This is a genomic window from Clostridium sp. L2-50 (genome assembly GCF_000154245.1).
Lineage (GTDB): Bacteria > Bacillota > Clostridia > Lachnospirales > Lachnospiraceae > Coprococcus.
Window position 1 is genome coordinate 153,892 of record NZ_DS480318.1, and the last position, 23,981, is coordinate 177,872.

The window sequence follows — 23,981 nt, forward strand, 5'->3', positions numbered from 1 at the left end:
TTCCTATATGACGACATAAGGCCTGACTGCCGAACTACTCATATAAAACACATGACTCATTTCGTTTCTATTCGATACACTCGCTTGTTTGTCAGCAGTCGCCCTAACTCACCCTGCGGGTTCAGACAAGGGCTTAGTGCTGACAGCTAGAGTGTATCTCATTACGAAACTGCATGAATGTCATTGCTTATTATATGAGTAGTTCGGCAGTCAGACTTGTGTCTGTTATATATAACAAGATCAGATTAATATGAACAAAATACCTGGTAATATTTGTAAGGATGGATAGTGGATTTTCATTGTGGGATCCGGAAGTTATTGGTATAATTGATTTAACTGCGAATAAGAAGGATTGTTTCGGTGAGCTCATGACATGAGGGGTGGGATTACCGGAACGGCTTTTGAGAAAAAGGAAGGAGAAGGTATGAGCAGACAAAGGGACAAATGGGTTACAAGGGTCATAGCATGGATGCTGTCATTTGCGATGACAGTAAGCCTTGTGGTGATTCCTTCGGACAGGACAGAGGCAGCGGAGGAGACGATTGCTCTGTCTTACAGTACGGGTCAGGTGACGGCAAGTGGAAATGTGGATAATCAGGTCAGCCTTGATCTTGGAAATGGCGGATACAGCGATCTGTCGGAGCTTAAGAGTGCGGGGCTTACCAAGCTTCGTGTCAGCTTCGAGGTATCATCAGCCAGCGGAACAGGAAATGTTGGCGGACAGGCGTTTGTAAACGCGAAAGGAACATGGAAGGGTGAATGGGTCAATGTGAATGCAGGCTCCGGCACTCAGACCGTAGAACTGGATCTGACACAGTTCTATAGCAAATCCGGTCAGTTATATAATTTTGGTTTTCAGTTTGAGAACGTAACAAGTATCACATACAAGATCACAGAGGCTGTACTGGTAAAATCCGGCAGCAGTTCAGGAAGTGAATCAGGTGGTGATTCCGGTTCTTCTGATTTTGGAACAGAGAGAGATTACTCATCAGGCGTAACAGCAACTGTGGCGAATCAGGGATCACCAAGTACTGACTGGTCAGGCTTTGAAATGACGATCAATAACAATACAGGGGTATCAATCTGCGACTGGATCGTAGTGCTGCAGGTACCATCCGGTACGGCTTCGGCATTTAAGTGTTGGAATGCAACCTTTGTGGCAGATGGTGATACGATCTATATGTATCCGATGAAGAGTGGTGCAAATGCAGTCCTTGCGGCAGGAACGATGAAGAAGGACATACCGGGTGGCGGTTTCTCGTCAAAATATATTGATGCATCCAGTATTCAGGTAAAAGCCGTTTATTATAACAAAGGAACCTCTTCTTCTGTGGATTATTCCAAGGGCGAGACAAATGATGATAATACAGGCGGCTCCGGTGGTTCCGGTGGAACCTCGTCCGGTGATACCACAACGAATAAAGATCTGGATGTAGAATTCAACTATGCAAAGGCATTGCAGGAAAGCCTGTATTTCTATGATGCAAATATGTGTGGCAATCTGGAAGGAACCTGCGCACTTTCCTGGCGTGGCAACTGCCATACTTACGATAAAAATGTAACATATACAAAGAACGGAAAGACCTACAATGTAGATGCTTCCGGCGGCTTCCATGATGCAGGCGATCATGTGAAATTCGGACTTCCACAGGGATATGCAGCATCCATGCTTGGAATGAGCTATTATCAGTTCAAGGATGCATTTGACGAGCTTGGTCAGAAGGAACATCTGAAGAAGATCACGGATTATTTCTGCGATTACTTTAAGCGGTGTACAGTGTACGAGGGAGATCAGGTTATCGCATTCTGTTATCAGGTAGGTGACGGCAATACAGATCATGGTGTATGGACAGCACCGGAAACTCAGACTTTAAATCGTCCGGCATTCTTTGCAGATGCGAGCAATCCGGCTACCGATGAAGTGAGTGTTGCGATCGCAGCACTGGCATTGAACTATATTAACTTTGGAAATGATGAGGATTTAAAGACAGCAAAGGATCTCTTTACATTTGTAAAGAATAATAATAAAGCATGTGCAACTGATGGGGCATCAACATTTTATGCATCAAGATCATATGGTGATGATTATGCATTTGCTGCAAGTACACTTGCAGCTGCTACAGGTGATACTTCTTATAATTCTATTTATAACGATTATAAAGATAATTCTGATAATGGCGTGAATCAGTATTGGGTATTGGACTGGGGAAATACCGGAGCACTGGCGTGTATGCTTCAGAAGGATACCGCAAAGCTCAAAAGCATTACAGAGGTCTGCACGAACAAGAGTAAGATCGATGGAGTATTTAACTGTGTCAGTGACTGGGGCTCCTGCAGATACAGTGCAGCAGAACAGTTTACCGGTCTTGTGTATGATAAGCTGACAGGAACAACGACTTACGCCAAATGGGCAACCAGTCAGATGAACTATATGTTAGGCGATAACCCGAATAAACGATGCTATATCGTAGGCTATAATGAGAACTCCAGTAAATATCCGCATCACAGAGCGGCATCCAGATCGACAGATTCAAAGATCATAAACAGTGATCATTATACGTTGCTTGGAGCATTGGTAGGCGGACCCGGGGCGGATGGAACTTATAAGGATGATCAGGGAGATTATTTCTGTAATGAAGTAGCACTTGATTATAATGCCGGACTGGTTGGTGCGGCAGCCGGACTTTATCTGGTACATAAGAATGATGAGACTGTATATTTATCCTATGCTAAGAAGAATACAACGAATTACAGTACAAAGACAGCATCTGCTACAGAGCTTGGTGCTGTAGGCGTGAAGACTTATTACGGAACCAATTCCGGTGGTGATACAGAGGAAGAAGTAAAGGCAACAGCCATCAAACTGGATAGCCTGATCGTTGAATTAACAGAAGGACTCGACATTACGATCCGCGCAACGGTTACTCCGAAGACTGCGGAACAGAAGGTGATATGGAAATCTGAAAACGAGAAGGTAGCGACCGTTTCGGAAACAGGAAAAGTAACTGCGGTCGGAGCAGGTGAGACAACTGTGACAGCTACAACGACAGATGGAACAAATCTCACAGCAAGCTGCAGGGTGACAGTAAAGGCAGCACCAAAGGCAGAATTTGTTACAGATCAGACAGCTTTAACCTGTGATCCTGTTATTTATGGATATGAAGCAGGATCGACAGCATCATTTGTATTAGAGAATGAGGGAAATGATACAGGATTTGTAACGATAGCGTTAGAAAAAGGCACAGACAGCCCATTTGAAATATCCGGCGATACATCGATAAAGGTTGCAGCGTCAGATAAGACAACAGTGGGTATCGCATTAAAGACAGGTAAGGATGCAGGTTCTTACAGTGACAATCTGTTGATAGAGGCAGATAATGGACAGTCCTTTCAGATCCCGGTATCTGCAACGGTTGAGAAATGTCCGGTAACGGGTATTACATTCCCGACAGCAGGAATGATCGTAACCGGTCAGACACTTTCTGAGTCGAAGTTATCTGGTGGAGATGAGACCTATGGAACATTTGCATGGGCAGATGCAGCAACGAAACCGGAACGAGGAACGTATCAGGGACAGGTGGTGTTGACCCTTCGTTCCGATGTGAAGAAGAATTATGCATTTGACCGGATTACAGGGTATGATGCGGCAGCAGGCACGATCACACAGAATGTGACCGTAATAGTCAGCAGAGCAGGACTTCCGGCTATCACGTTCCCGGAGGCTTCTGATCTGGTATATGGACAGACACTTTCAGATTCTGTGCTGACAGGTGGTTCTGAAGAGTACGGAACATTTGCGTGGAGCACCCCGGATGTGAAGATGGGTGAACAGGAAGTAGCAAATGGAACCAATCAGTATGAAGTTGTATTTACATGGAGTGATGCAAGCAAGAAGCAGTATCAGATCGAGGATACAGATGAGGATGCTGTATATAAGAAAATGGTTTCTGTAAAGGTACAGAAGGCAGAACAGACAGCGGTTCCGGATAGTGTGGCACTTCTTGCAAGAACAAAGGATACGATCCGGATCTCCGGTCAGGCTGGCGTCCGGTATTCAGTGGATGGAACAACGTGGAAGCAGGCAGCTTCAAATGGCGAAACAATTGAATTTACAGGTTTGCGAAGCTTTACAAAGTATACGGTTTCAGGCAGATATGCAGAAACTGCAACTGCATATGCAGGAAAAGCAGTGGAATTGCTTACGGTATATACACTTGTTCAGGATCCGTATACGATCGATATAGCAAAGATTGCGGACAAAGAATATCAGGATGCATTACGGACAGAGGATGGAAGAACAACTGTCGATTATACAGAACCGGTTCTTAGACTTACAGAGGATGGCAAAGACTATGTGATCACAGGAAAGAATAGGGAGCTTGTTATTAAGGCAGGTGGAGCAACAAAGATCACATTGGATCAGGCGGAGGTCGGAGCTATTGAGATCACCGAAAATGCTGGTGGTAAGACCGAGATCGTGAGAAAAGGAACGATAACGATCGCAGGTAATGTCGAGACAGACGGCGGACTTGTGATCAATGGTGACGGAACGCTTATGGTTTCCGGTAAGATATCTGCGACCGGTGACATAACGATCAAAGGCGGAAAGGTATCGGTTGATGGAGGAGTCTTAGCAGGCGGCACAGTTCTGATCCGGGATACAGAGCTTGTCGCAGGTACAGATGAGACAGGAACGGCGATCAAAGCAGATACTGTACGGATCGAGGATTCCAAGGTAACGGTCGGAGCGAATCAGGATACGAAGAATCCACCGATCAAATCAGACAATATTATTCTGGTTGGAGACAATACAGTAGCATCCTCTTCAGGTTCAAAGGATATCTTTTCGTCGAAACCAAAGGATGAAAATGGAGATGAGATCCCGGATACGATCCTGATCGAGAAAATCACGTTAAACAAGACCAGCGTGGTATTAAATATTGGTGATACAGAACGGATCGCAGTAGCGGTCGTTATACCGGCAAATGCAACACTGAAGACATTTGACTGGAAGAGCAGCAACGAGAAAGTGGCAAGTGTATCACAGACCGGTGAAGTGAAGGGAGTAAGTGCCGGAACTGCAGTTATTATGGTAACAGCGAAGGACGGAAGTGGTGTTACAGGCTCCTGCACCGTTACGGTAAAGAAGAAAGAAACTGTAACACCGACACCAACACCGAATCCGGAAAAGCCGACGACCGAGAAACCTACGATCGAAAAGCCGACGACCGAGAAACCAACAACCGAAGAACCAAAGAAGACGGTCAAACCGGCAAAGGTCAAGATCCAGGCAGCAACCAAAAAGATCGCTCCGGGCAAGAAACTGACCTTAAAGGCAACGGTTACACCTAAGAAAGCAACAAATAAGAAAGTAAAATGGACGATCCGTAAATCGGATAAGAAGTATGCTTCTATCAACAGCAAGGGTGTTCTGACAGTTAAGAAAGCTGCCAAGGGTAAGACGATCAAGGTAACCGCAACAGCAGTCGGTAACAGTAAGGTGAAAGCAACTTATACTGTTAAAGTCATGAAAAAGGCAGTTAAGAAGGTTACGATCACATCAAAGAAAAAGACTGTGAAGAAAGTAACGATCAAGAAGAAACAGTCCGTAACCTTAAAAGCAAATCTGACTCCGACAAAGGGAATCAGTAAAGAGGTGACCTGGACCTCCGGTAATCCGAAGATTGCAAAGGTAACAGCCAAGGGTAAGGTAACCGGAAAGAAGAAGGGAACGGTTAAGATCACGGCAAAAGCAAAGGACGGAAGCGGTAAGAAAGCAACCATTACCCTTAAAGTAAAATAATCTTTTCCATTTGTAACAGGTGGAAACAGACAATACGATGGCGGAAGAATGATCAGATCCTGTAAAATATAAAAAACAGATTTGATAGATGCTTCCGCCGTCTTGTGTTTTGAAAACGGGTATGCTATAATGTGGACGCTTGCAGGTTGATTTCAGTATGTCTGGATAAAAGCATCGGAAAAAGAAAGCCTGCATAAGTCAAAAGAGTAAATAAAACAGAAGGAGAGTGCCATATGGAATTGATATACAGAAGTACAAGAAATGCAAATGAAACAGCGACCGCATCAGAAGCAATCTTAAAGGGTCTTGCAAATGAAGGAGGATTATTTGTTCCTGACAGTATTCCTGCTCTTGATGTCAGCCTTACAGATTTGGCGCAGATGAACTATCAGCAGGTTGCTTATGAAGTAATGAAGCTGATGTTTACAGATTTTACAGAAGAAGAGTTAAAGCATTGTATCAATTCAGCATATGACAAGAAGTTTGATACACCGGAGATCGCACCACTCGTACATAAAGCAGGTGCATATTATCTGGAATTATTCCACGGTTCAACGATTGCATTTAAGGATATGGCATTATCCATTCTTCCTTATCTGCTTACAACATCCGCAAAGAAGAATCATGTAAAGAACGAGATCGTTATTCTGACAGCTACTTCCGGTGATACAGGAAAGGCAGCACTTGCAGGATTTGCAGATGTATCGGGAACAAAGATCATCGTATTCTATCCAAAGCATGGTGTAAGCCCGATCCAGGAGAAGCAGATGGTAACCCAGAAGGGTGAAAATACATTTGTCGTAGGAATTACAGGCAACTTCGATGACGCACAGACAGGTGTTAAGAAGATGTTCTCAGATGAGAAGCTTGCTTCATACATGGACGAGAAAGGATATCAGTTCTCATCAGCTAATTCAATCAATATCGGACGTCTGGTTCCGCAGATGGTTTATTATGTATATGCATATACAAGACTGGTTAAGGACGGAACGATCAAGGCTGGCGACAAGATCAATGTTGTTGTACCAACCGGTAACTTTGGAAATATCCTTGCAGCATATTATGCAAAAGAAATGGGACTTCCGATCGCGAAGTTCGTATGTGCATCAAATGACAACAAGGTATTATATGATTTCTTTACAACAGGTACTTATGACAGAAATCGTGAATTTATCTTAACAACATCACCATCTATGGATATCCTGATCTCAAGCAACTTAGAGAGACTGATCTACAAGATCGCAGGAAATGATGCAGAGAAGAATGCAGCACTGATGAAGCAGTTAAGCACAGAAGGTGTATATACGATCACAGATGAGATGAAAGCAAAGCTTGCTGAATTTGCGGGCGGTTATGCAACAGAAGCAGAAACCTCGGCAACGATCAAGAAAGTATATGAGTCGGATTCTTATATCATGGATACACATACAGCAGTAGCAGCAACCGTATATGACAAGTATGTAAAAGAAACAGGAGATAAGACTCCTACGGTTATCGCTTCTACAGCAAGCCCATACAAGTTTACAAGAAGTGTTATGGAATCTATCGACGAAGCTTATGCAGCAAAGAGTGACTTTGAATTAGTTGATGAGCTCTGCAAGTTATCCGGTGTAAAGGTTCCACAGGCGATTGAGGACATCCGTACAGCTCCTGTTCTTCACGACACAGTATGTGACAAAGAAGAAATGGAGAGCGTCGTAAAGAAGTTCTTAAACATCTAAAAACAGATGCCGGTCAGATATGACAGACAATGCAGAAACAGAATAACTGACAGTTCATTAATACCATCCTGTCACTAAACAAAACTAGGAAAACACGCGCATGAAGGGCATTTTCCTATATGCGCGTTTTTTACATAGGAATGTTATATTGCACAGCTGTCAGCTTGTACGATGTAATAAGCATCGACATTTGTGTAGTTTCGTTATGAGACCTGCACTAGCTGTCAGCACCAAGCCCATGTTTGAACCCGTATGGGTGAGTTTGGGCGACTGCTGACAAATAGGCGTGCAGGTCGAATAGAAACGAAACAAGTCGGGCGATTACATCGTACAAGCTGACAGCTGTGCAATATAACATTCGAAAATAAAAGAAAGAGGAAGATATGTACAGTTTAAAGACAAATTCAAGTTTTGACAGCGCGCATTTCCTTGCGGGCTATGAGGGTAAATGCAGAAATCTGCACGGACACCGCTGGACGGTTGAAGTTGAAGTCGGCGGCGAGAAGCTGATGCAGGACGGACAGACCAGAGGCATGGTTGTAGATTTTGGAGATCTGAAAAAGGATCTCAGAGAGAAAACAGAAGAGATGGATCATTGCCTGATCATGGAGAAAGGTACATTGAAGGAAAAGACGATGGAAGCACTGGCAGAAGAACAGTTCCGTATCATCGAGCTTCCGATGCGTCCGACAGCAGAGAATCTGGCAAAGTATTTTTATGAATATATGGCAGATAAGGGATATCAGGTGATTCGTACCACAGTTTATGAGACCCCGACCAATGCAGCAACGTATATGGCATAATAGCAGAAGAAAAACTATATAGTGTAAAATAATATAAGACAAAAAAGACTTAGAATAAATAACAGGCAAGATCAAGGATGTCATAATAGATAAATGACATCGAAGGATATCATATACAAAAAGTAAGAAGGAAATAGAAATGGCAAAATTTAAAGTAGCGGAACGATTTGTCAGCATCAACGGTGAATCCGTAAAAGCCGGAGAATTGGCAGTATTTATTCGTTTTACAGGCTGCAACCTGAATTGCAGTTACTGTGATACCAAATGGGCAAATGAAGCAGATGCCCCATACGAAGAACTGACGGATGAAGAAATCTATGACTATATCAAACGAACCGGAGTCAGAAACGTGACATTAACCGGTGGAGAACCATTGATCCAGAAGGATATCGATAAGCTGCTCCTGATGCTGGCGATGGATGAGGAGCTTCAGGTAGAAGTAGAGACAAACGGAAGTGTTGATATCGCAGAGTTTAAAGCACTGACAGACCGGGTAGCATTTACACTTGATTATAAGCTTCCGGGAAGCGGAATGGAAAGTAATATGTGCTTTTCAAATTATAACTACATTGATAAGAAGGATGCGGTAAAGTTCGTATCCGGCTCGATCAAGGATCTGGAAACAGCAAGAGACATTATTCATGAATGGGCATTGGATATCAAATCAAACGTCTATATCAGTCCGGTATACGGTAAGATCAATCCGGAGGATATCGTTGATTTTATGATCGAGAATGAAATGAATGGTGTAAAATTACAGTTACAGCTTCATAAGTATATCTGGGATCCGGAGATGCGCGGAGTGTAAAACGGATGAAACCGCAGATATCGATATTAACATATTATTTGGATAATAGATTAAGAGTAATAAGAGAATGGAGTAGAAATGGCAATTGATAAAGAAGCAATAAAGGAGCATATTCGTGGAATCCTTGTAGCGCTTGGTGATGACCCTGACCGGGAAGGCTTAAAAGAGACACCGGACCGTGTTGCGCGAATGTATGAAGAAGTATTTGAGGGAATGAATTATACCAACGATGAGATTGCTGAGATGTTTGGCAAGACATTCAAAGAGGAAGATGCAGCACATACAAGTGATATGGTATTCGTAAAGGATATCGAGGTGTTTAGCTACTGCGAACATCATATGGCATTGATGTATGATATGAAGGTGTCAGTGGCATACATCCCACATGGCAGGGTCTTAGGACTCAGCAAGATCGCACGGATTGCAGACATGGTAGCGAAGCGGTTGCAGCTTCAGGAGCGGATCGGATCCGATATCGCATATGTGGTTGGAAAGGCAGCAGGCTCACCGGATGTAGCCGTACTGATCGAGGCCAATCATAGCTGCATGACAGCAAGGGGCATTAAGAAGCCGGGAACGAAGACCTATACAACGACGTTCCGTGGTGCATTTGAGAATGATGTGAATTTACAGAATAAAGTATTGATGATGAACCGATAGGAGGATATGAAAGATGCAGAATTTGAAGAACAGAGATGAAGCAGTTGTTGTATTCAGTGGTGGACAGGACAGTACGACCTGTTTGTTATGGGCGCTTAAGAAGTATAAAAAAGTATACGCAGTATCATTTGACTATGGACAAAAGCATATAAAAGAATTAGAATGTGCAAAGAAGATTGCTGAAAAATTTGGAGTAGAGCATCATATTCTGGATATGAGTCTGTTGAATCAGCTTGCACCAAATTCATTGACAAGAAGTGAGATGAAGGTAGACGAGAATGCACCGGAGGTCGGTACACCGAATACATTTGTAGATGGAAGAAATATGGTATTTCTGACATTTGTAGCGATCTATGCGAAGCAGAAGGGCGTCAGCGACATTATAACCGGTGTCAGCCAGAGTGATTTCTCCGGCTATCCTGACTGCAGAGATATTTTCATCAAATCATTGAATACAACACTGAATCTTGCGATGGACTATGAATTCGATATCATCACACCATTGATGTGGATCGATAAGATGGAGACCTGGAAGCTGGCAGATGAACTCGACGGACTCGATGTTATCAGAGATATGACCCTTACCTGTTATAATGGTATTCCGGGCGAAGGATGCGGTCACTGTCCATCCTGTAAGCTCAGAAAAAAGGGATATGATCTCTACATGGAATATAAAAAGAATCACAATGCATAAAGCATAAACCGGACGGGAACAGAGCAATCGGATAAATGCGTTCCTGTAAACAGTAATGAGGTATGATTATGAAAAAAATGCTGTTTATTGTAAATCCCAAAGCGGGACGAACAACTTTGAAGAATTGTCTTATAGATGTCATAGATATCTTTTGCAAGAAAGACTATGAAGTCAGAATTTATCTGACACAGGGAGTCGGTGATGCTGCCCGTGTCGTAAAAGAAGAAGGAGAGAACTACGATGTGATCGTATGTGCCGGAGGTGACGGAACTCTTGGTAATACGGTTACGGGATTTATGGAATGTGGACTGAATCGGCCGTTGGGGTATATCCCATGTGGCTCGACAAATGATTATGCCAGAAGCCTTGAGATTCCGAAGGAAGCAATCGAGGCAGCGGAACAGCTTGTCGCGGCCGCACCTTTTTCGGTAGATGTCGGAGAACTGAATAAGAATTATTTTGTCTATGTTGCGGCGTTTGGCATTTTTTCGGATACATCTTATGCAACCCCTCAGAATATGAAGAATATTTTAGGACATGCTGCATATGTATTACAGGGTATGAAGAGTCTTGTAAATGTTCCGACATATAATCTGAAGATTGAATTTAATAACCAGACATATACCGGTGAGTTCATGTTCGGTATGATATCGAATTCAGTATCGGTTGGTGGATATAAGAGTCTGACCAGCCATGGAGTTGAATTCGACGATGGCTTGTTCGAAGGAGTTCTGATCCGTAAGATCCAGAATTTTGCAGATCTCCAGAGAATCATCAATTCGCTGCTCCTTGGAAATACAAATGAGACGAATATGGTGGCATTCCGTACGAATCGTGTTGTGATCGAGAGCGAAGAGCCGATCGCATGGACCCTGGATGGTGAATATGGTGGAGAATATACCAGATCAGAGATATCGGTTCACAGACGGGCAATCGCTCTACTGGTATCACCGGAAGAAGAAAAAGAAGAAGTTAAGTAGTTCAAACTGAGTTGAAAGAAAGAGGTTTACAGTTATGGGTAAATATTTTGGAACAGATGGATTCAGAGGTGAAGCAAATAAGGATCTTACTGTACAGCACAGCTTCAAGGTCGGACGTTATCTTGGCTATTATTATGGCAAGAAGAATCCGGAAGGCAAGGCAAAGGTGGTTATCGGTAAGGATACCAGACGTTCAAGTTATATGTTTGAATATGCGCTGGTCGCAGGCTTAACGGCAAGTGGTGCAGATGTATATCTGATGCATGTAACACCGACACCGAGTGTTTCCTATATTGTCAGAACCGATGGTTTTGACTGTGGAATCATGATCTCGGCAAGTCATAATCCATACTATGATAATGGTATCAAGATCATCAATGGCATGGGTTACAAATTAGAGGCTGCGGTTGAAGAAGAGATTGAGCGTTATATCGATGGTGAGATTCCGGAGATTCCGCTGGCTACAAAAGAAAATATCGGATGCACGGTTGATTACTCCATGGGAAGAAATCGTTACATGGGATACCTGATGACGATCCCTACCCGATCCTTTAAGAATATGAGAGTTGGACTGGACTGCGCAAACGGTGCAGCCTATCAGGTTGCAAAGGCAGTATTTGATGCACTCGGAGCAAAGACCTATGTGATCAATAATGATCCGGACGGAACCAATATCAATACAAATTGTGGATCTACCCACATTGAGGGACTGCAGAAGTTTGTAGTAGAAAAAGGACTGGACGTAGGATTTGCTTATGACGGTGATGCAGATCGTTGTCTGTGCGTTGATGATAAGGGCGAGTTAGTAGACGGAGATAAGATCCTGTATGTCTGCGGACGTTATATGAAGGAACGCGGAGAACTGAATAAGAATACGATCGTAACAACGATCATGTCAAACCTTGGCTTATATAAAGCATTGGATAAGAAGGGAATCTCCTATGATAAGACAGCAGTCGGTGACAAATATGTATTTGAATCCATGATGGAGCATGGATATTCTATCGGCGGCGAACAGTCAGGACATATCATCTTCTCCAAATATGCAACGACCGGAGATGGTGTATTGACGTCTTTGAAGATCATGGAAGTTATTCTGGAACGCAAATGTAAATTATCAGAGTGCTTCAAGAGCCTGACAATCTTCCCGCAGCTTCTGGTAAATGTAAAGGTATCCAGTAAGGATGCGGTTATGAATGATCCGGATGTGCAGGCATTAAATCAGAAGATCGCAGAGGAGCTTGGTTCTGACGGAAGACTTCTTCTTCGCCAGAGCGGAACAGAACCGCTTATCCGTGTTATGGTAGAAGCAGAGAGTGATGAACTCTGCAACAAATATGTATATCAGATGGTAGATCTGATCAAAGAGAAAGGTTATGCAATATAGAGAAAATGGCTGTTAATTTCCGGAATAATTTTTCACATTCCAACATTGACAGAAAAACAGAAAACGTATAAAGTCTTAGTGTGTTAAAAAATAAAATACGAGAGGCAAAACATGAACGAGAATATAAGATCCCATTATTTTGAGAATGATGACAAGATGCATGAAGAATGTGGTGTTTTCGGAATGTATGATTTTGACAACAATGATGTTGCAACCTCCATTTATTATGGATTGTTTGCATTGCAGCATCGAGGACAGGAGAGCTGTGGTATTGCAGTATCAGACACGGAAGGTCCCAAGGGGAAGGTAAGCTCCATGAAGGGCATGGGTCTGGTAAATGAGGTGTACACACCGGAATCCTTTGAGAAATTAAAAGGAAATATCGGTGTCGGACATGTCAGATATTCAACTGCCGGCGCGAGTACGATAGAAAATGCTCAGCCATTAGTCTTAAACTATGTAAAAGGTACACTTGGTCTTGCACACAATGGTAATCTGATCAATGCGCCGGAGCTTCGTAAGGAACTGGCACTTACAGGTGCGATCTTCCAGACGACGATTGACTCCGAGGTTATTGCTTATCATATCGCAAGAGAACGTGTGAACAGTGCAAGTGCCGAGGAAGCAGTTATGAAAGCACTCAGAAAAGTGAAGGGATCTTATTCACTTGTAGTAATGAGTCCAAGAAAGCTGATCGGAGCCAGAGATCCGTTTGGATTCCGCCCGCTCTGTATCGGAAAACGTGATAATGCCTATATCCTTGCATCGGAAAGCTGCGCCCTTGATACGATCGGTGCAGAATTTATCCGTGATGTAGAGCCCGGAGAGGTCGTAACGATCTCGCCTGAGTATGGTATTCAGTCCTATAAGGATATGTGTCAGGAGAAGCATGCAAGATGTATCTTTGAATATATCTATTTTGCTCGTCCGGATTCCGTATTTGACGGAATGGGAATCTATGAATCCCGACTGATCGCGGGAAGATGTCTTGCAAAGGACAGTCCGGTAGATGCAGATATGGTTGTAGGTGTTCCGGAATCGGGAAATGCAGCAGCTCAGGGATATTCACTGGAATCCGGCATTCCATACGGAACGGCATTTGTCAAGAATGGCTATGTCGGCAGAACATTCATTAAGCCACAGCAGAGCCAGAGAGAGTCCAGTGTCCGCGTGAAGTTAAATGTATTAAAAGAAGCGGTAAAGGGCAAGCGTATCATCATGATCGATGATTCCATTGTCAGAGGTACAACCTCAGACCGTATCGTAGGAATGCTTCGCGAGGCTGGCGCAAAGGAAGTTCATGTAAGGATCAGTTCGCCTCCGTTCTTATATCCTTGTTATTTTGGAACGGATATCCCGGACAGAGAGCAGTTGATAGCATATAACCGTTCGGTTGATGAGATCTGCAAGATCATCGGCGCCGATTCCCTTGCTTATCTTCGCAAGGAGCGGCTGGTAGAGATCTCCGGTGGAAGACAGTACTGCCACGGCTGCTTTACAGGGGAATATCCGATGGAGCCACCAAAGGAAGATATCCGCGGAGAACATGAGAATTTCAAACGCGGTGAAGATTCAAAAGTAAAATAAAGAAATACAGGAGAGGTAAAAATGAGTACAGACAGATACACAAGCCCATTCTGCGAGAGATATGCAAGTAAAGAAATGCAGTATATTTTCTCTCCGGATAAGAAGTTTAAGACATGGAGAAAATTATGGATCGCCCTTGCAGAAACGGAGTATGAACTCGGCCTTTCTGAAAACGGCAAGCCGGTTATCTCACAGGAGCAGATCGATGAGTTAAAGGCACATGCAGAGGACATCAATTATGATGTAGCAAAAGAGCGTGAGAAGATGGTTCGTCATGATGTTATGAGCCATGTATATGCATACGGCGTTCAGTGCCCAAAGGCTGCCGGCATCATCCATCTGGGAGCAACAAGCTGCTATGTTGGTGATAACACAGATGTTATCGTTATGACAGAGGCTATGAAGCTTGTCAGAAAGAAATTATTAAATGTAATCAACGAACTGTCCAAGTTTGCTATGGAATATAAAGATCTGCCGACACTGGCATTTACCCATTTCCAGCCTGCACAGCCAACAACTGTTGGTAAGCGTGCAACCTTATGGCTTCAGGAACTGATGTTAGATCTGTCTGATCTGGATTACATGATCGGTCAGCAGAAGCTCCTTGGATGTAAGGGAACAACAGGAACGCAGGCAAGCTTCTTAGAGCTCTTTAACGGAGATCATGAGAAGGTTCGCCAGATCGATAAGAAGATCGCAGAGAAGATGGGATTTGAAGCATGCTATCCTGTATCAGGACAGACTTATTCCCGTAAGGTAGATTCCAGAGTCTTAAATGTACTTTCCGGTATTGCACAGAGTGCACATAAGTTCTCAAATGATATCCGTCTGTTACAGCACTTAAAAGAGATCGAGGAGCCATTTGAAAAGAACCAGATCGGTTCATCAGCAATGGCATATAAGAGAAATCCGATGAGAAGTGAGAGAATTGCATCTTTATCAAACTACGTTATGGCTGATGCATTAAATCCTGCATTTACAGCAGCAACACAGTGGTTTGAGAGAACGCTGGATGATTCCGCAAACAAGCGTGTATCTGTTCCGGAAGCATTCCTTGCAATTGACGGTATCTTAGACCTGTACCTGAATGTTGTAGATGGTCTGGTTGTATATGATAAGGTTATCTATCAGAGATTCATGAAGGAGATTCCGTTTATGGCAACTGAGAATATCATGATGGATGCTGTAAAACGTGGCGGCAATCGTCAGGAGCTGCATGAGCTTATCCGTGAATACTCCATGCAGGCAGGCGCAACTGTAAAGAAAGAGGGCAAGGAAAATAACCTTGTTGATCTGATTGCAGCAGATCCTGCATTTGGCATGACCAAGGAAGAGATCGAAGCCATCCTTGAGCCAAAGAACTTTGTCGGACGCGCACCGGAGCAGACCGAGGAATTCATCACAGAGGTTGTAAAGCCGGTACTTGATGCAAATAAAGACATACTTGGCATGACCGCTGAGATCAACGTATAAAAGTTAAATATCACATGAATCAATTAGGGATGCATATCCCACTGTAATGACGCGTTGTGGTTTCTATTCAGTGCACATACCTGATTCGTAAATGCTCTTGTGCTAATTCGCTTTTGGCTCAAACAAGCACTCGCATTTACTGGTAATGTGCACTTCATAACGAAATCCTCACAATGTCATTACAAGGGGATATGCATCCCTGTTTAATTCATGTGATATTTTGTTATAGCGTTATAATCAATATAGCTCAGAAGTTCATTAACAGTTAAAGGTTTACTGTAAAGGTAGCCTATCTGTCATCCGATAATTGGTCCTTCACCTGTTTCTCCGGCATCCCTCTATGATGACATTGTGAGGATTTCGTCGTGCGATGCACATTACCAGTACATACGAGTGTATGTCTGAGCCCGAAGGGCGAGTTTACACAGGAGTATGTACGAATCAGGTATGTGCATCAAACAGAAACCGCAACACGTTATCATAGAGGGATGCCGGAGAAACAGGTGAAGGACCAATTATCGGATGACAGGAAAGCTACAGCAATTCCATCAACTTCATAGCGGCGATGCTCATGCCACGCCTGCGGTCACTGATGATGCACATGTTCCGCTTGGGGATGTGCTTCTTGAAATTTAACCGAAAGATCTCATCACGGTCAATATAGTCACCGGCAAAGTCAGCCACGATCGATCCGATCCCAAGGTTTCTCTTTGCAAACTGTGCGATCATATCACTGGTTGCAAGCTCGAATTCAGGGGTCAGCGTGACGCCTTCATTTGCAAGAAACTGATCTACATAGGCTCTTGTGCTGGTGTCATTTTCCAGACAGATGATCGGAAGCTTTTGCAGATCCGGATAGTCGAGAACTTTACCTTTCAGGTCGTTAAATCTTGGACCGGCTATAAAGATATCTTCGATCTCCCGTGCGTTTCGAATCTCCATGTTCGGATTCTGTGGGAGAGGAGTTGTAACGATACCGAAGTCAATGTTATTTGCAAATAAGTGGTCGATCGTACTTGGGGTCGGAGCATTTGTTACATGTACCTTGATGCCGGGATAGAGCTGGTGGAAGCGTTCGAGATGCGGAAGCAGATAGAACTGGAGTGTCATATCACTGGCTCCGATCCGGATCTCGCCGGTTTCCAAGTGCATCAATCTGGCAAGCTGCTGTTCGCCCATGGAGATTGCCTCGTATCCTTCGGCTACATGTTTGTAGAGAAGTTCGCCTGCACCTGTCAGGGATACACCTTTTTTCGTCCGGATGAACAGGTTGATACCGATTGCCTGTTCTAAAGATTTGACCGCCTGACTGACAGCGGGCTGGGATACGCACAGTTCTTTAGCAGCAGCAGAGATGCTTGCTGTCTTTGCCACATAATAGAAAATCTTATAATATTCATAATTAATATTCATAGTCGAAACTCCCGGTTAATTTTATTACAGATAATTGTAAAAACGTTATTAAGGTCATGCATATGCATATATCGGGTACATGTATATCAAATGATGTATACACGATATCAAATATAGAAATGCAGTTATGCTAATTGTTGTATATAAAGTGTAAACCGAACCTGTGTATTTGTAAAGAATAAATATAAGTACAACTTATGTTATATATAATTAATATCGATTTTACTTATAATACATACATGCTATAATGTAAAAGTAATTGAGTTCAATTTCGGAAGATATTTCCGGGAAAATGCCATGAAAGCGAGGATAAAAATATGGTAAGAGCGGTTGTCGGAGCCAACTGGGGCGACGAAGGAAAAGGTAAAATAACAGATATGCTGGCGGAAACATCTGATATTATTGTCAGATTTCAGGGTGGTGCAAATGCAGGTCACACAATTGTAAATGACTATGGTAAATTTGCATTGCATACACTTCCGTCCGGTTGTTTCTATGATCATACAACAAGTGTTATCGGAAATGGTGTAGCATTAAATATCCCGGTTCTGTTCAAAGAGCTGAACAGCATCGTAGAAAAGGGAGTCCCAATGCCAAAGATCCTGATCTCAGACAGAGCACAGATGGTTATGCCATATCACATTCTGTTTGATGAGTACGAGGAGGAGAGACTGGCCGGTAAGTCATTCGGATCTACAAAGTCAGGTATCGCACCATTCTATTCAGACAAATATGCAAAGATCGGTTTCCAGGTAAGCGAACTGTTTGACACAGAGGAAGAATTGAAGGATAAGATCAGCAGAGTTATCGCATCCAAGAATGTTCTGCTTGAGTATCTGTATAAGAAGCCGCTTCTTACAGTAGATGAAGTATATGAAACATTGATGGAGTACAAGGCTATCGTAGAGCCATATGTATGTGATGTATCCGCATATCTTCATGAGGCGATCAAAGCTGGCAAGACAATTTTGTTAGAAGGTCAGCTTGGAACATTAAAGGACCCGGATCATGGTATTTATCCTATGGTTACATCATCGTCCACACTGGCTGCTTATGGTGCGATCGGTGCCGGTATCCCTCCATATGAGATCAAGCAGATCGTAACAGTAGTAAAGGCATATTCAAGTGCTGTAGGCGCCGGTGAATTCGTCAGCGAGATCTTCGGAGATGAAGCAGATGAGTTAAGACGTCGTGGTGGTGACGGCGGTGAGTACGGTGCAACAACCGGACGTCCAAGACGTATGGGATGGTTCGATTGTGTAGCTTCCAGGTATGGCTGCCGTATGCAGGGAACAACAGATGTAGCATTTACCGTACTTGATGTACTGGGTTATCTGGATGAGATTCCTGTATGTGTCGGATACGATATCGATGGTGAAGTAACAACAGACTTCCCTACAACAGCTAAGTTAAAGAAAGCAAAGCCTGTATATGAGGTTCTGCCGGGATGGAAGACAGATATCCGTGGTATCAAGAACTACGAAGATCTTCCGGAGAACTGCAGAAACTACATTGAGTTCATTGAGAAACATATCGGATATCCGATCACTATGGTTTCAAACGGACCAAAGAGAACCGACATTATCTACAGAAATAAATAAGAAATAAAAAGAAAAACCATACTGACAGCATATATATTTGGGTGGATAGGTAAATCACATAAAAAATATATATGCTGCCGGTATGGTTTTTTGATTATATGGAAAAAGCTGTATTAGAATATATTATGCAAGGTTCTTTTGACAACGCTTCAGCATCGCCGGGGTCTCCTGACCGAACTTGCGGCGAAGACGTTTTACAACATAGATATAGGCAGGAATCAGGAAGATATCTGCAAATATCCATGCGAGCGGACTGCCGAGTGCTACAAAGACATAACCGAATTTTGGTACCAGGATAAAGCCTGCGATCGTACGGGCAACCATTTCACAGATACCTGCGATAACGGCAAATGCGGAGTAGCCGAGTCCCTGAATCATAAACCGGACGATATTTACAAGGGCAAGCAGGATGTAAGCTCCTGAGTTGCCAAGCAGGAAATAATATACAAGCTTGATGATCTCTGTTTCTTCTGCATCCAGGAAAAGCAGTGCCAGATTCTTGCCGAATAACAGGATAAATACAAATGCAAGAATCGCATAGACAATACCGAGTTTGATACATGCCTTTAAGCCGGCATCCACACGATCCATTTTCTTAGCACCGACATTTTGTCCGCCGTAGGTTGCCATTGTCGATCCCATGGCATCAAACGGACAGCAGAGGAACATGGAAATCTTTGTTCCGGCGGATACGGCAGCGATAACGGATTCACCCATCGAATTAACTGCAGCCTGAAGAATAACACTGCCGATCGCTGTGATCGAATACTGAAGCCCCATCGGAACACCCATACCGCATAAGGTCAGACAGTGGCGCATACTAAATGCCCAGTCCTGTTTTGTAAAATGAAGATATCCGAGCTTCTTACACATATAGATCAGACAGCCGACACCGGAGATTGCCTGTGCAACAACGGTTGCAACAGCAGCACCGGCGACACCCATCGGACGAACTAACAGGATATCCAGTACGATATTTAACAGGGAGGATGCGATCAGACAGACAACAGGGGTTACACTGTCGCCGAGAGAACGCAGGATACCGGAAACCATATTATAAAGGAAGGTTGCAGGTATTCCCATAAATATAATAAATATGTAGATAAATGCCTGATCCAGGATGCTGTCCGGTGTCTTCATCCAGATCAGAATATTTCTGGTAAGAATTCCGACTGCAACTGTCATAACGGCAGCGAAGAAGATCGAAGCCCAGACACAGTTTGTAATGTACTTCTTCATATTATCAGTGTCCTTTGCTCCAAAGGCCTGAGCAACCGGGATGGCAAAACCATTGCAGATACCGATGCAGAAACCGAGTATCATAAAGTTGATCGATCCGGTTGAGCCGACGGCTGCAAGTGCATCGACACCCAGAAATTTACCAACGATGATCGTATCGACCATGTTATAAAATTGCTGGAATAAAAGCCCAAATAATAATGGCAGTCCAAAGTTCAAGATCAGTTTCATAGGATTGCCTTCAGTCAGATCCTTGGAACCGTTAATTTTTTTCAGTAAGTTTTTCAATGATTTTACCTCCTTGTGTTAGTTTAGTCGTTGCGAACAGTTTATTTACGAATCATACTGACATTGCCAACAGGAAACGCTTCCGCTCGTTGAGTCCTGCAGCGGTACTAAGATGCCGCTTATGCGCCATCGCACCACAAGGGTGCGCTTTTGCTCTAAGTTCGTGCGAGCACTCACTAAGTGCAAAATGTGAGTACCGGCGGACTCAAATGTCCCTGTATTGGCAAGTTGTATGATTCTATTAAATAAACTGCCCGCAACGACTTCCATATTCTAAATGCATACTGGATATTACTTCTTTTTATAAGAAAAATCAATCTGGTAAAAATCATGTTTTTTGTCGGGGGTTTTAGTGCAAAATGTCATGTTTACTCTGGCTTGCTTTTTATGACTGTAGAAAATATAATAGAGAACAGAAAATATACAGAAAGAACGAGGAAAACACATGCAGCATACCGTAAAGAAAAACAGAGCAACCAGAATTGCATACCGGATGGTGGGTGTCTTTTTTGTTGCTATCGGAGCAGCATTTATTCTGTTAATGATCAAAACACATGGCAGTGCCGGCGGACGGATATTCAAGCTGGCATTTGGACTTGCACTTGCGGCATATGGATTGATGCTTGTGAAATCTTCATTTCGCAAATCGGCATTTGATCTGACCTATCGTTTTGAAGACGATGAACTGGTAATAGAAAAGGGAAGGAAATCCTATCATACACCATACGATAAGATTACAAATGTGAATCTGGTCATCCCTGATCCACATATGCCATATTACATATTAAAGATAGATATAGGAAAAGAGCAATTCGTACTGCCGTTCAGCGGTAAACGTGAGAAGTGCGATGCAATCTATTATCATTTGTTAAAGAAGATGGGAATTTATCAGGAAAGTGAGACAGAAAGAAGGTAAATCATGAAAGAAAAAATCCTTGCGCTGCTTCGAACGAGCAGTGATTATATATCCGGTCAGGCAATCTGTGAGAAATTAGGTGTCTCGAGAACCGCTGTCTGGAAAAATATCAATGCCTTAAAGGCAGAAGGCTACATTATAGATGCAGTAAATAATAAAGGCTATCGTCTGGTCGGAGAGCCGGATGTCGTTACGAAAGAGAAGATAGAGGCAGCACTCACGACATCGGTGATCGGAAGAGAACTGTATTATTATGATGAGACGGATTCCACAAATATACGGGCAAAGCTTGCAGGAGAGACAGATGGAACACACGGAGCGTTGTTTGTTGCAAATGAACAGAATGCAGGACGAGGAAGAAGAGGAAGGGCATGGAGCACTCCGAAGGGAACCAGCATAGCCATGACATTTCTGCTCCGTCCGGATGTGCCGATCGAGAATGTATCCAGACTTACGATCCTGTCGGCACTCGCAACGGCGCGTGCTCTTGCAGATACAGCGGGCTTGCAGGCACAGATCAAATGGCCGAATGATGTTGTAGTCGGCGGCAAGAAGATCTGTGGCATTCTTACAGAGATGAGTTCGGAAGGTATGGATATCAAATATGCAGTTGTAGGTATCGGCATCAATGTATCCATGATGGAATTTCCGGAAGAACTGGCAGACAAGGCGACGTCGATCAAGCTGGAAAACGGAACCGGCTGTGACAGAAGCAAACTGGTCGCTAGTGTGGCAAATCATTTTGAAGAGTTGTATGACGCATTTGTCAAATGCCAGGATCTTCAGTTCATGCTGGATGAATATAATTCCATCCTTGTGAACAAGGATGAACAGGTCTATGTGATCGAAGGATATAACCGGACAGAATACACAGCCCTCGGACTTGCACCAAATGGAGGACTTCGTGTGAAGGATAAAGATGGACAGGAGTCGATCATTATATCTGGGGAAGTGTCCGTGCGCGGAATTTACGGATATGTGTAAAAAACTTTCAAAAAACTGGAAATAGCAGCATTTTTCATGTATAATTCTAGGCGTGTATAAAAACAGGTAAGTAATTAGAACTATAATAAAAGAACATGGAGGAACGAGCAAGATGGAAAAAATTCAAATGACTACCCCTTTAGTAGAGATGGATGGAGACGAGATGACCAGAATTCTCTGGAAAATGATCAAGGATGAACTGATCTATCCATTTATCGATCTGAAATCCGAGTATTACGATCTGGGACTTGAATATAGAAATGAGACAAATGATCAGGTAACATTTGATTCCGCATATGCAACACAGAAGTATGGCGTTGCTGTTAAATGTGCAACGATCACACCAAATGCTGCACGTATGACAGAGTATGATCTGAAGGAAATGTGGAAGAGCCCAAATGGAACGATCCGTGCGATCCTCGACGGAACAGTATTCCGTACGCCGATCATCGTAAAGGGCATTGAGCCATGTGTAAAGAACTGGAAGGCTCCTATCACAATCGCAAGACATGCATATGGTGATGTATATAAGAACGTAGAGATCAAGGTTCCGGGTGCCGGTAAGGCTGAGTTGGTATTCACAGGTGCAGATGGCACAGTGATCAAAGAGACGATCCATGAATTCGACGGACCGGGTGTGATCCAGGGACAGCACAACATCAACAAGTCAATCGAAAGCTTTGCAAGATGCTGCTTCAACTATGCGCTGGATATCAAGCAGACAATCTGGTTTGCAACCAAGGATACGATCTCAAAGAAATACGACCATACATTCAAAGATATCTTCCAGGAGATCTTTGATAAAGAATACAAAGAGAAATTCGATGCAGCAGGTATTGAATATTTCTATACACTGATCGACGATGCTGTAGCAAGAGTTATGAAATCCGAGGGTGGATTCATCTGGGCATGCAAGAACTACGATGGTGACGTAATGAGTGATATGATCTCATCTGCATTTGGTTCACTGGCCATGATGACATCTGTACTGGTTTCCCCAGATGGAAAGTATGAGTACGAAGCTGCACACGGAACAGTTCAGAGACACTACTACAAGCACTTAAAGGGTGAAGAAACATCCACAAACTCTGTTGCAACAATCTTTGCATGGACAGGCGCACTTAGAAAACGTGGTGAACTGGATGGCATCGACGCTCTGGTTGATTTCGCAAACAAGCTTGAGAAAGCAACGATCGCAACGATCGAATCCGGAAAGATGACAAAGGATCTTGCACTTATCACAACCCTTGAGAATCCAACTGTATTAAACAGCGAGAACTTCATCAAGGCAATTCGTGAGACCTTAGAGGGCATGTTATAAAAGGACGCAACAATTGTCCATTTAATAAATGATGACATAAAAATGGAAGAATGATTACATATTATTACGCAAGACGCTTTCGCTCTATCTTCATGTAGCGGTTCTAAGTTCACTGCATTCAGCAGTTCACTAAGTACCGACATGAATAACTGAGATCTTATCGAGGTTTTGTCGAGATTAGTTCGAAGTTACACAGAGTGGACAGGCTTGCTTCATAATAGTAATTCATTCTTCCATTTTTTGTCATAAATGAAATATTTTGAATGGACAATTGTTGCTGAACAGCAGGACGACTTCATTTGG

Annotated in this window: 16 protein-coding genes; 14 read left to right on the forward strand and 2 right to left on the reverse strand. The window is 43.2% G+C overall.

The genetic code is table 11. The features are described from left to right. The first annotated feature begins 424 nt into the window (after positions 1-424). The 10 genes from CLOL250_RS13305 (at position 425) to purB (ending at position 15,916) form a co-directional block, all read left to right on the forward strand. Complete coding sequence (locus tag CLOL250_RS13305) at positions 425-5,803, forward strand: glycoside hydrolase family 9 protein (protein WP_274922249.1); 5,379 nt, start codon at positions 425-427, stop codon at positions 5,801-5,803. Positions 5,804-6,036: 233 nt separating this feature from the next. Beyond that, positions 6,037-7,524 carry a threonine synthase gene (gene thrC, locus CLOL250_RS06060; RefSeq protein ID WP_008401368.1) on the forward strand — a complete coding sequence of 496 codons (1,488 nt, stop codon included), beginning with the start codon at positions 6,037-6,039 and terminating at the stop codon, positions 7,522-7,524. 383 nt (positions 7,525-7,907) lie between these two features. Beyond that, positions 7,908-8,327 (forward strand): 6-carboxytetrahydropterin synthase QueD, encoded by a 420-nt coding sequence (queD, locus tag CLOL250_RS06065; protein WP_008401369.1) that lies wholly within the window; start codon positions 7,908-7,910, stop codon positions 8,325-8,327. A 139-nt stretch (positions 8,328-8,466) separates the two neighbouring features. Then, entirely contained in the window at positions 8,467-9,135 is a 669-nt protein-coding gene (gene queE / locus CLOL250_RS06070) for a putative 7-carboxy-7-deazaguanine synthase QueE (RefSeq protein ID WP_008401370.1), read from the forward strand. Between the two features lie 78 nt (positions 9,136-9,213). Next, the gene (gene folE / locus CLOL250_RS06075) at positions 9,214-9,795 is read left to right on the forward strand and encodes a GTP cyclohydrolase I FolE (protein ID WP_008401371.1); all 582 of its coding nucleotides are present in this window, start codon (positions 9,214-9,216) and stop codon (positions 9,793-9,795) included. A 13-nt stretch (positions 9,796-9,808) separates the two neighbouring features. Next, on the forward strand, positions 9,809-10,489 hold the full coding sequence (queC, locus tag CLOL250_RS06080; RefSeq protein ID WP_008401372.1) for a 7-cyano-7-deazaguanine synthase QueC: 681 nt from the start codon (positions 9,809-9,811) through the stop codon (positions 10,487-10,489). Positions 10,490-10,557: 68 nt separating this feature from the next. Beyond that, the gene (locus CLOL250_RS06085; RefSeq protein ID WP_044945269.1) at positions 10,558-11,469 is read left to right on the forward strand and encodes a diacylglycerol/lipid kinase family protein; all 912 of its coding nucleotides are present in this window, start codon (positions 10,558-10,560) and stop codon (positions 11,467-11,469) included. 34 nt (positions 11,470-11,503) lie between these two features. Beyond that, positions 11,504-12,856, forward strand: a complete 1,353-nt coding sequence (glmM, locus tag CLOL250_RS06090) for a phosphoglucosamine mutase (protein ID WP_008401374.1) — start codon at positions 11,504-11,506, stop codon at positions 12,854-12,856. Between the two features lie 111 nt (positions 12,857-12,967). Then, positions 12,968-14,443, forward strand: a complete 1,476-nt coding sequence (gene purF / locus CLOL250_RS06095) for an amidophosphoribosyltransferase (protein ID WP_008401375.1) — start codon at positions 12,968-12,970, stop codon at positions 14,441-14,443. Positions 14,444-14,464: 21 nt separating this feature from the next. Beyond that, positions 14,465-15,916, forward strand: coding sequence for an adenylosuccinate lyase (gene purB, locus CLOL250_RS06100; RefSeq protein ID WP_021944856.1), 1,452 nt, complete (start codon positions 14,465-14,467; stop codon positions 15,914-15,916). 534 nt (positions 15,917-16,450) lie between these two features. Here purB and CLOL250_RS06105 read toward each other — a convergent pair. Further along, on the reverse strand, positions 16,451-17,329 hold the full coding sequence (locus CLOL250_RS06105; protein WP_008401378.1) for a LysR family transcriptional regulator: 879 nt from the start codon (positions 17,327-17,329) through the stop codon (positions 16,451-16,453). Between the two features lie 317 nt (positions 17,330-17,646). Between CLOL250_RS06105 and CLOL250_RS06110 the strand changes: the two genes are divergently transcribed. Beyond that, positions 17,647-18,930, forward strand: a complete 1,284-nt coding sequence (locus CLOL250_RS06110) for an adenylosuccinate synthase (RefSeq protein ID WP_008401379.1) — start codon at positions 17,647-17,649, stop codon at positions 18,928-18,930. A gap of 123 nt (positions 18,931-19,053) precedes the next feature. Here CLOL250_RS06110 and CLOL250_RS06115 read toward each other — a convergent pair whose 3' ends face one another. Beyond that, complete coding sequence (locus tag CLOL250_RS06115) at positions 19,054-20,457, reverse strand: MATE family efflux transporter (protein WP_008401380.1); 1,404 nt, start codon at positions 20,455-20,457, stop codon at positions 19,054-19,056. 445 nt (positions 20,458-20,902) lie between these two features. On the opposite strand from CLOL250_RS06115, the gene CLOL250_RS06120 reads away from it, so the two are divergent. From CLOL250_RS06120 to CLOL250_RS06130, 3 genes are all read left to right on the forward strand, one after another. After that, positions 20,903-21,373: a hypothetical protein gene (locus CLOL250_RS06120; protein WP_008401381.1), complete on the forward strand. Its 471-nt coding sequence runs from the start codon at positions 20,903-20,905 to the stop codon at positions 21,371-21,373. 3 nt (positions 21,374-21,376) lie between these two features. Further along, positions 21,377-22,357, forward strand: coding sequence for a biotin--[acetyl-CoA-carboxylase] ligase (locus CLOL250_RS06125; RefSeq protein ID WP_008401382.1), 981 nt, complete (start codon positions 21,377-21,379; stop codon positions 22,355-22,357). A gap of 112 nt (positions 22,358-22,469) precedes the next feature. Next, complete coding sequence (locus CLOL250_RS06130) at positions 22,470-23,678, forward strand: NADP-dependent isocitrate dehydrogenase (RefSeq protein WP_008401383.1); 1,209 nt, start codon at positions 22,470-22,472, stop codon at positions 23,676-23,678. Positions 23,679-23,981 lie beyond the last annotated feature (303 nt).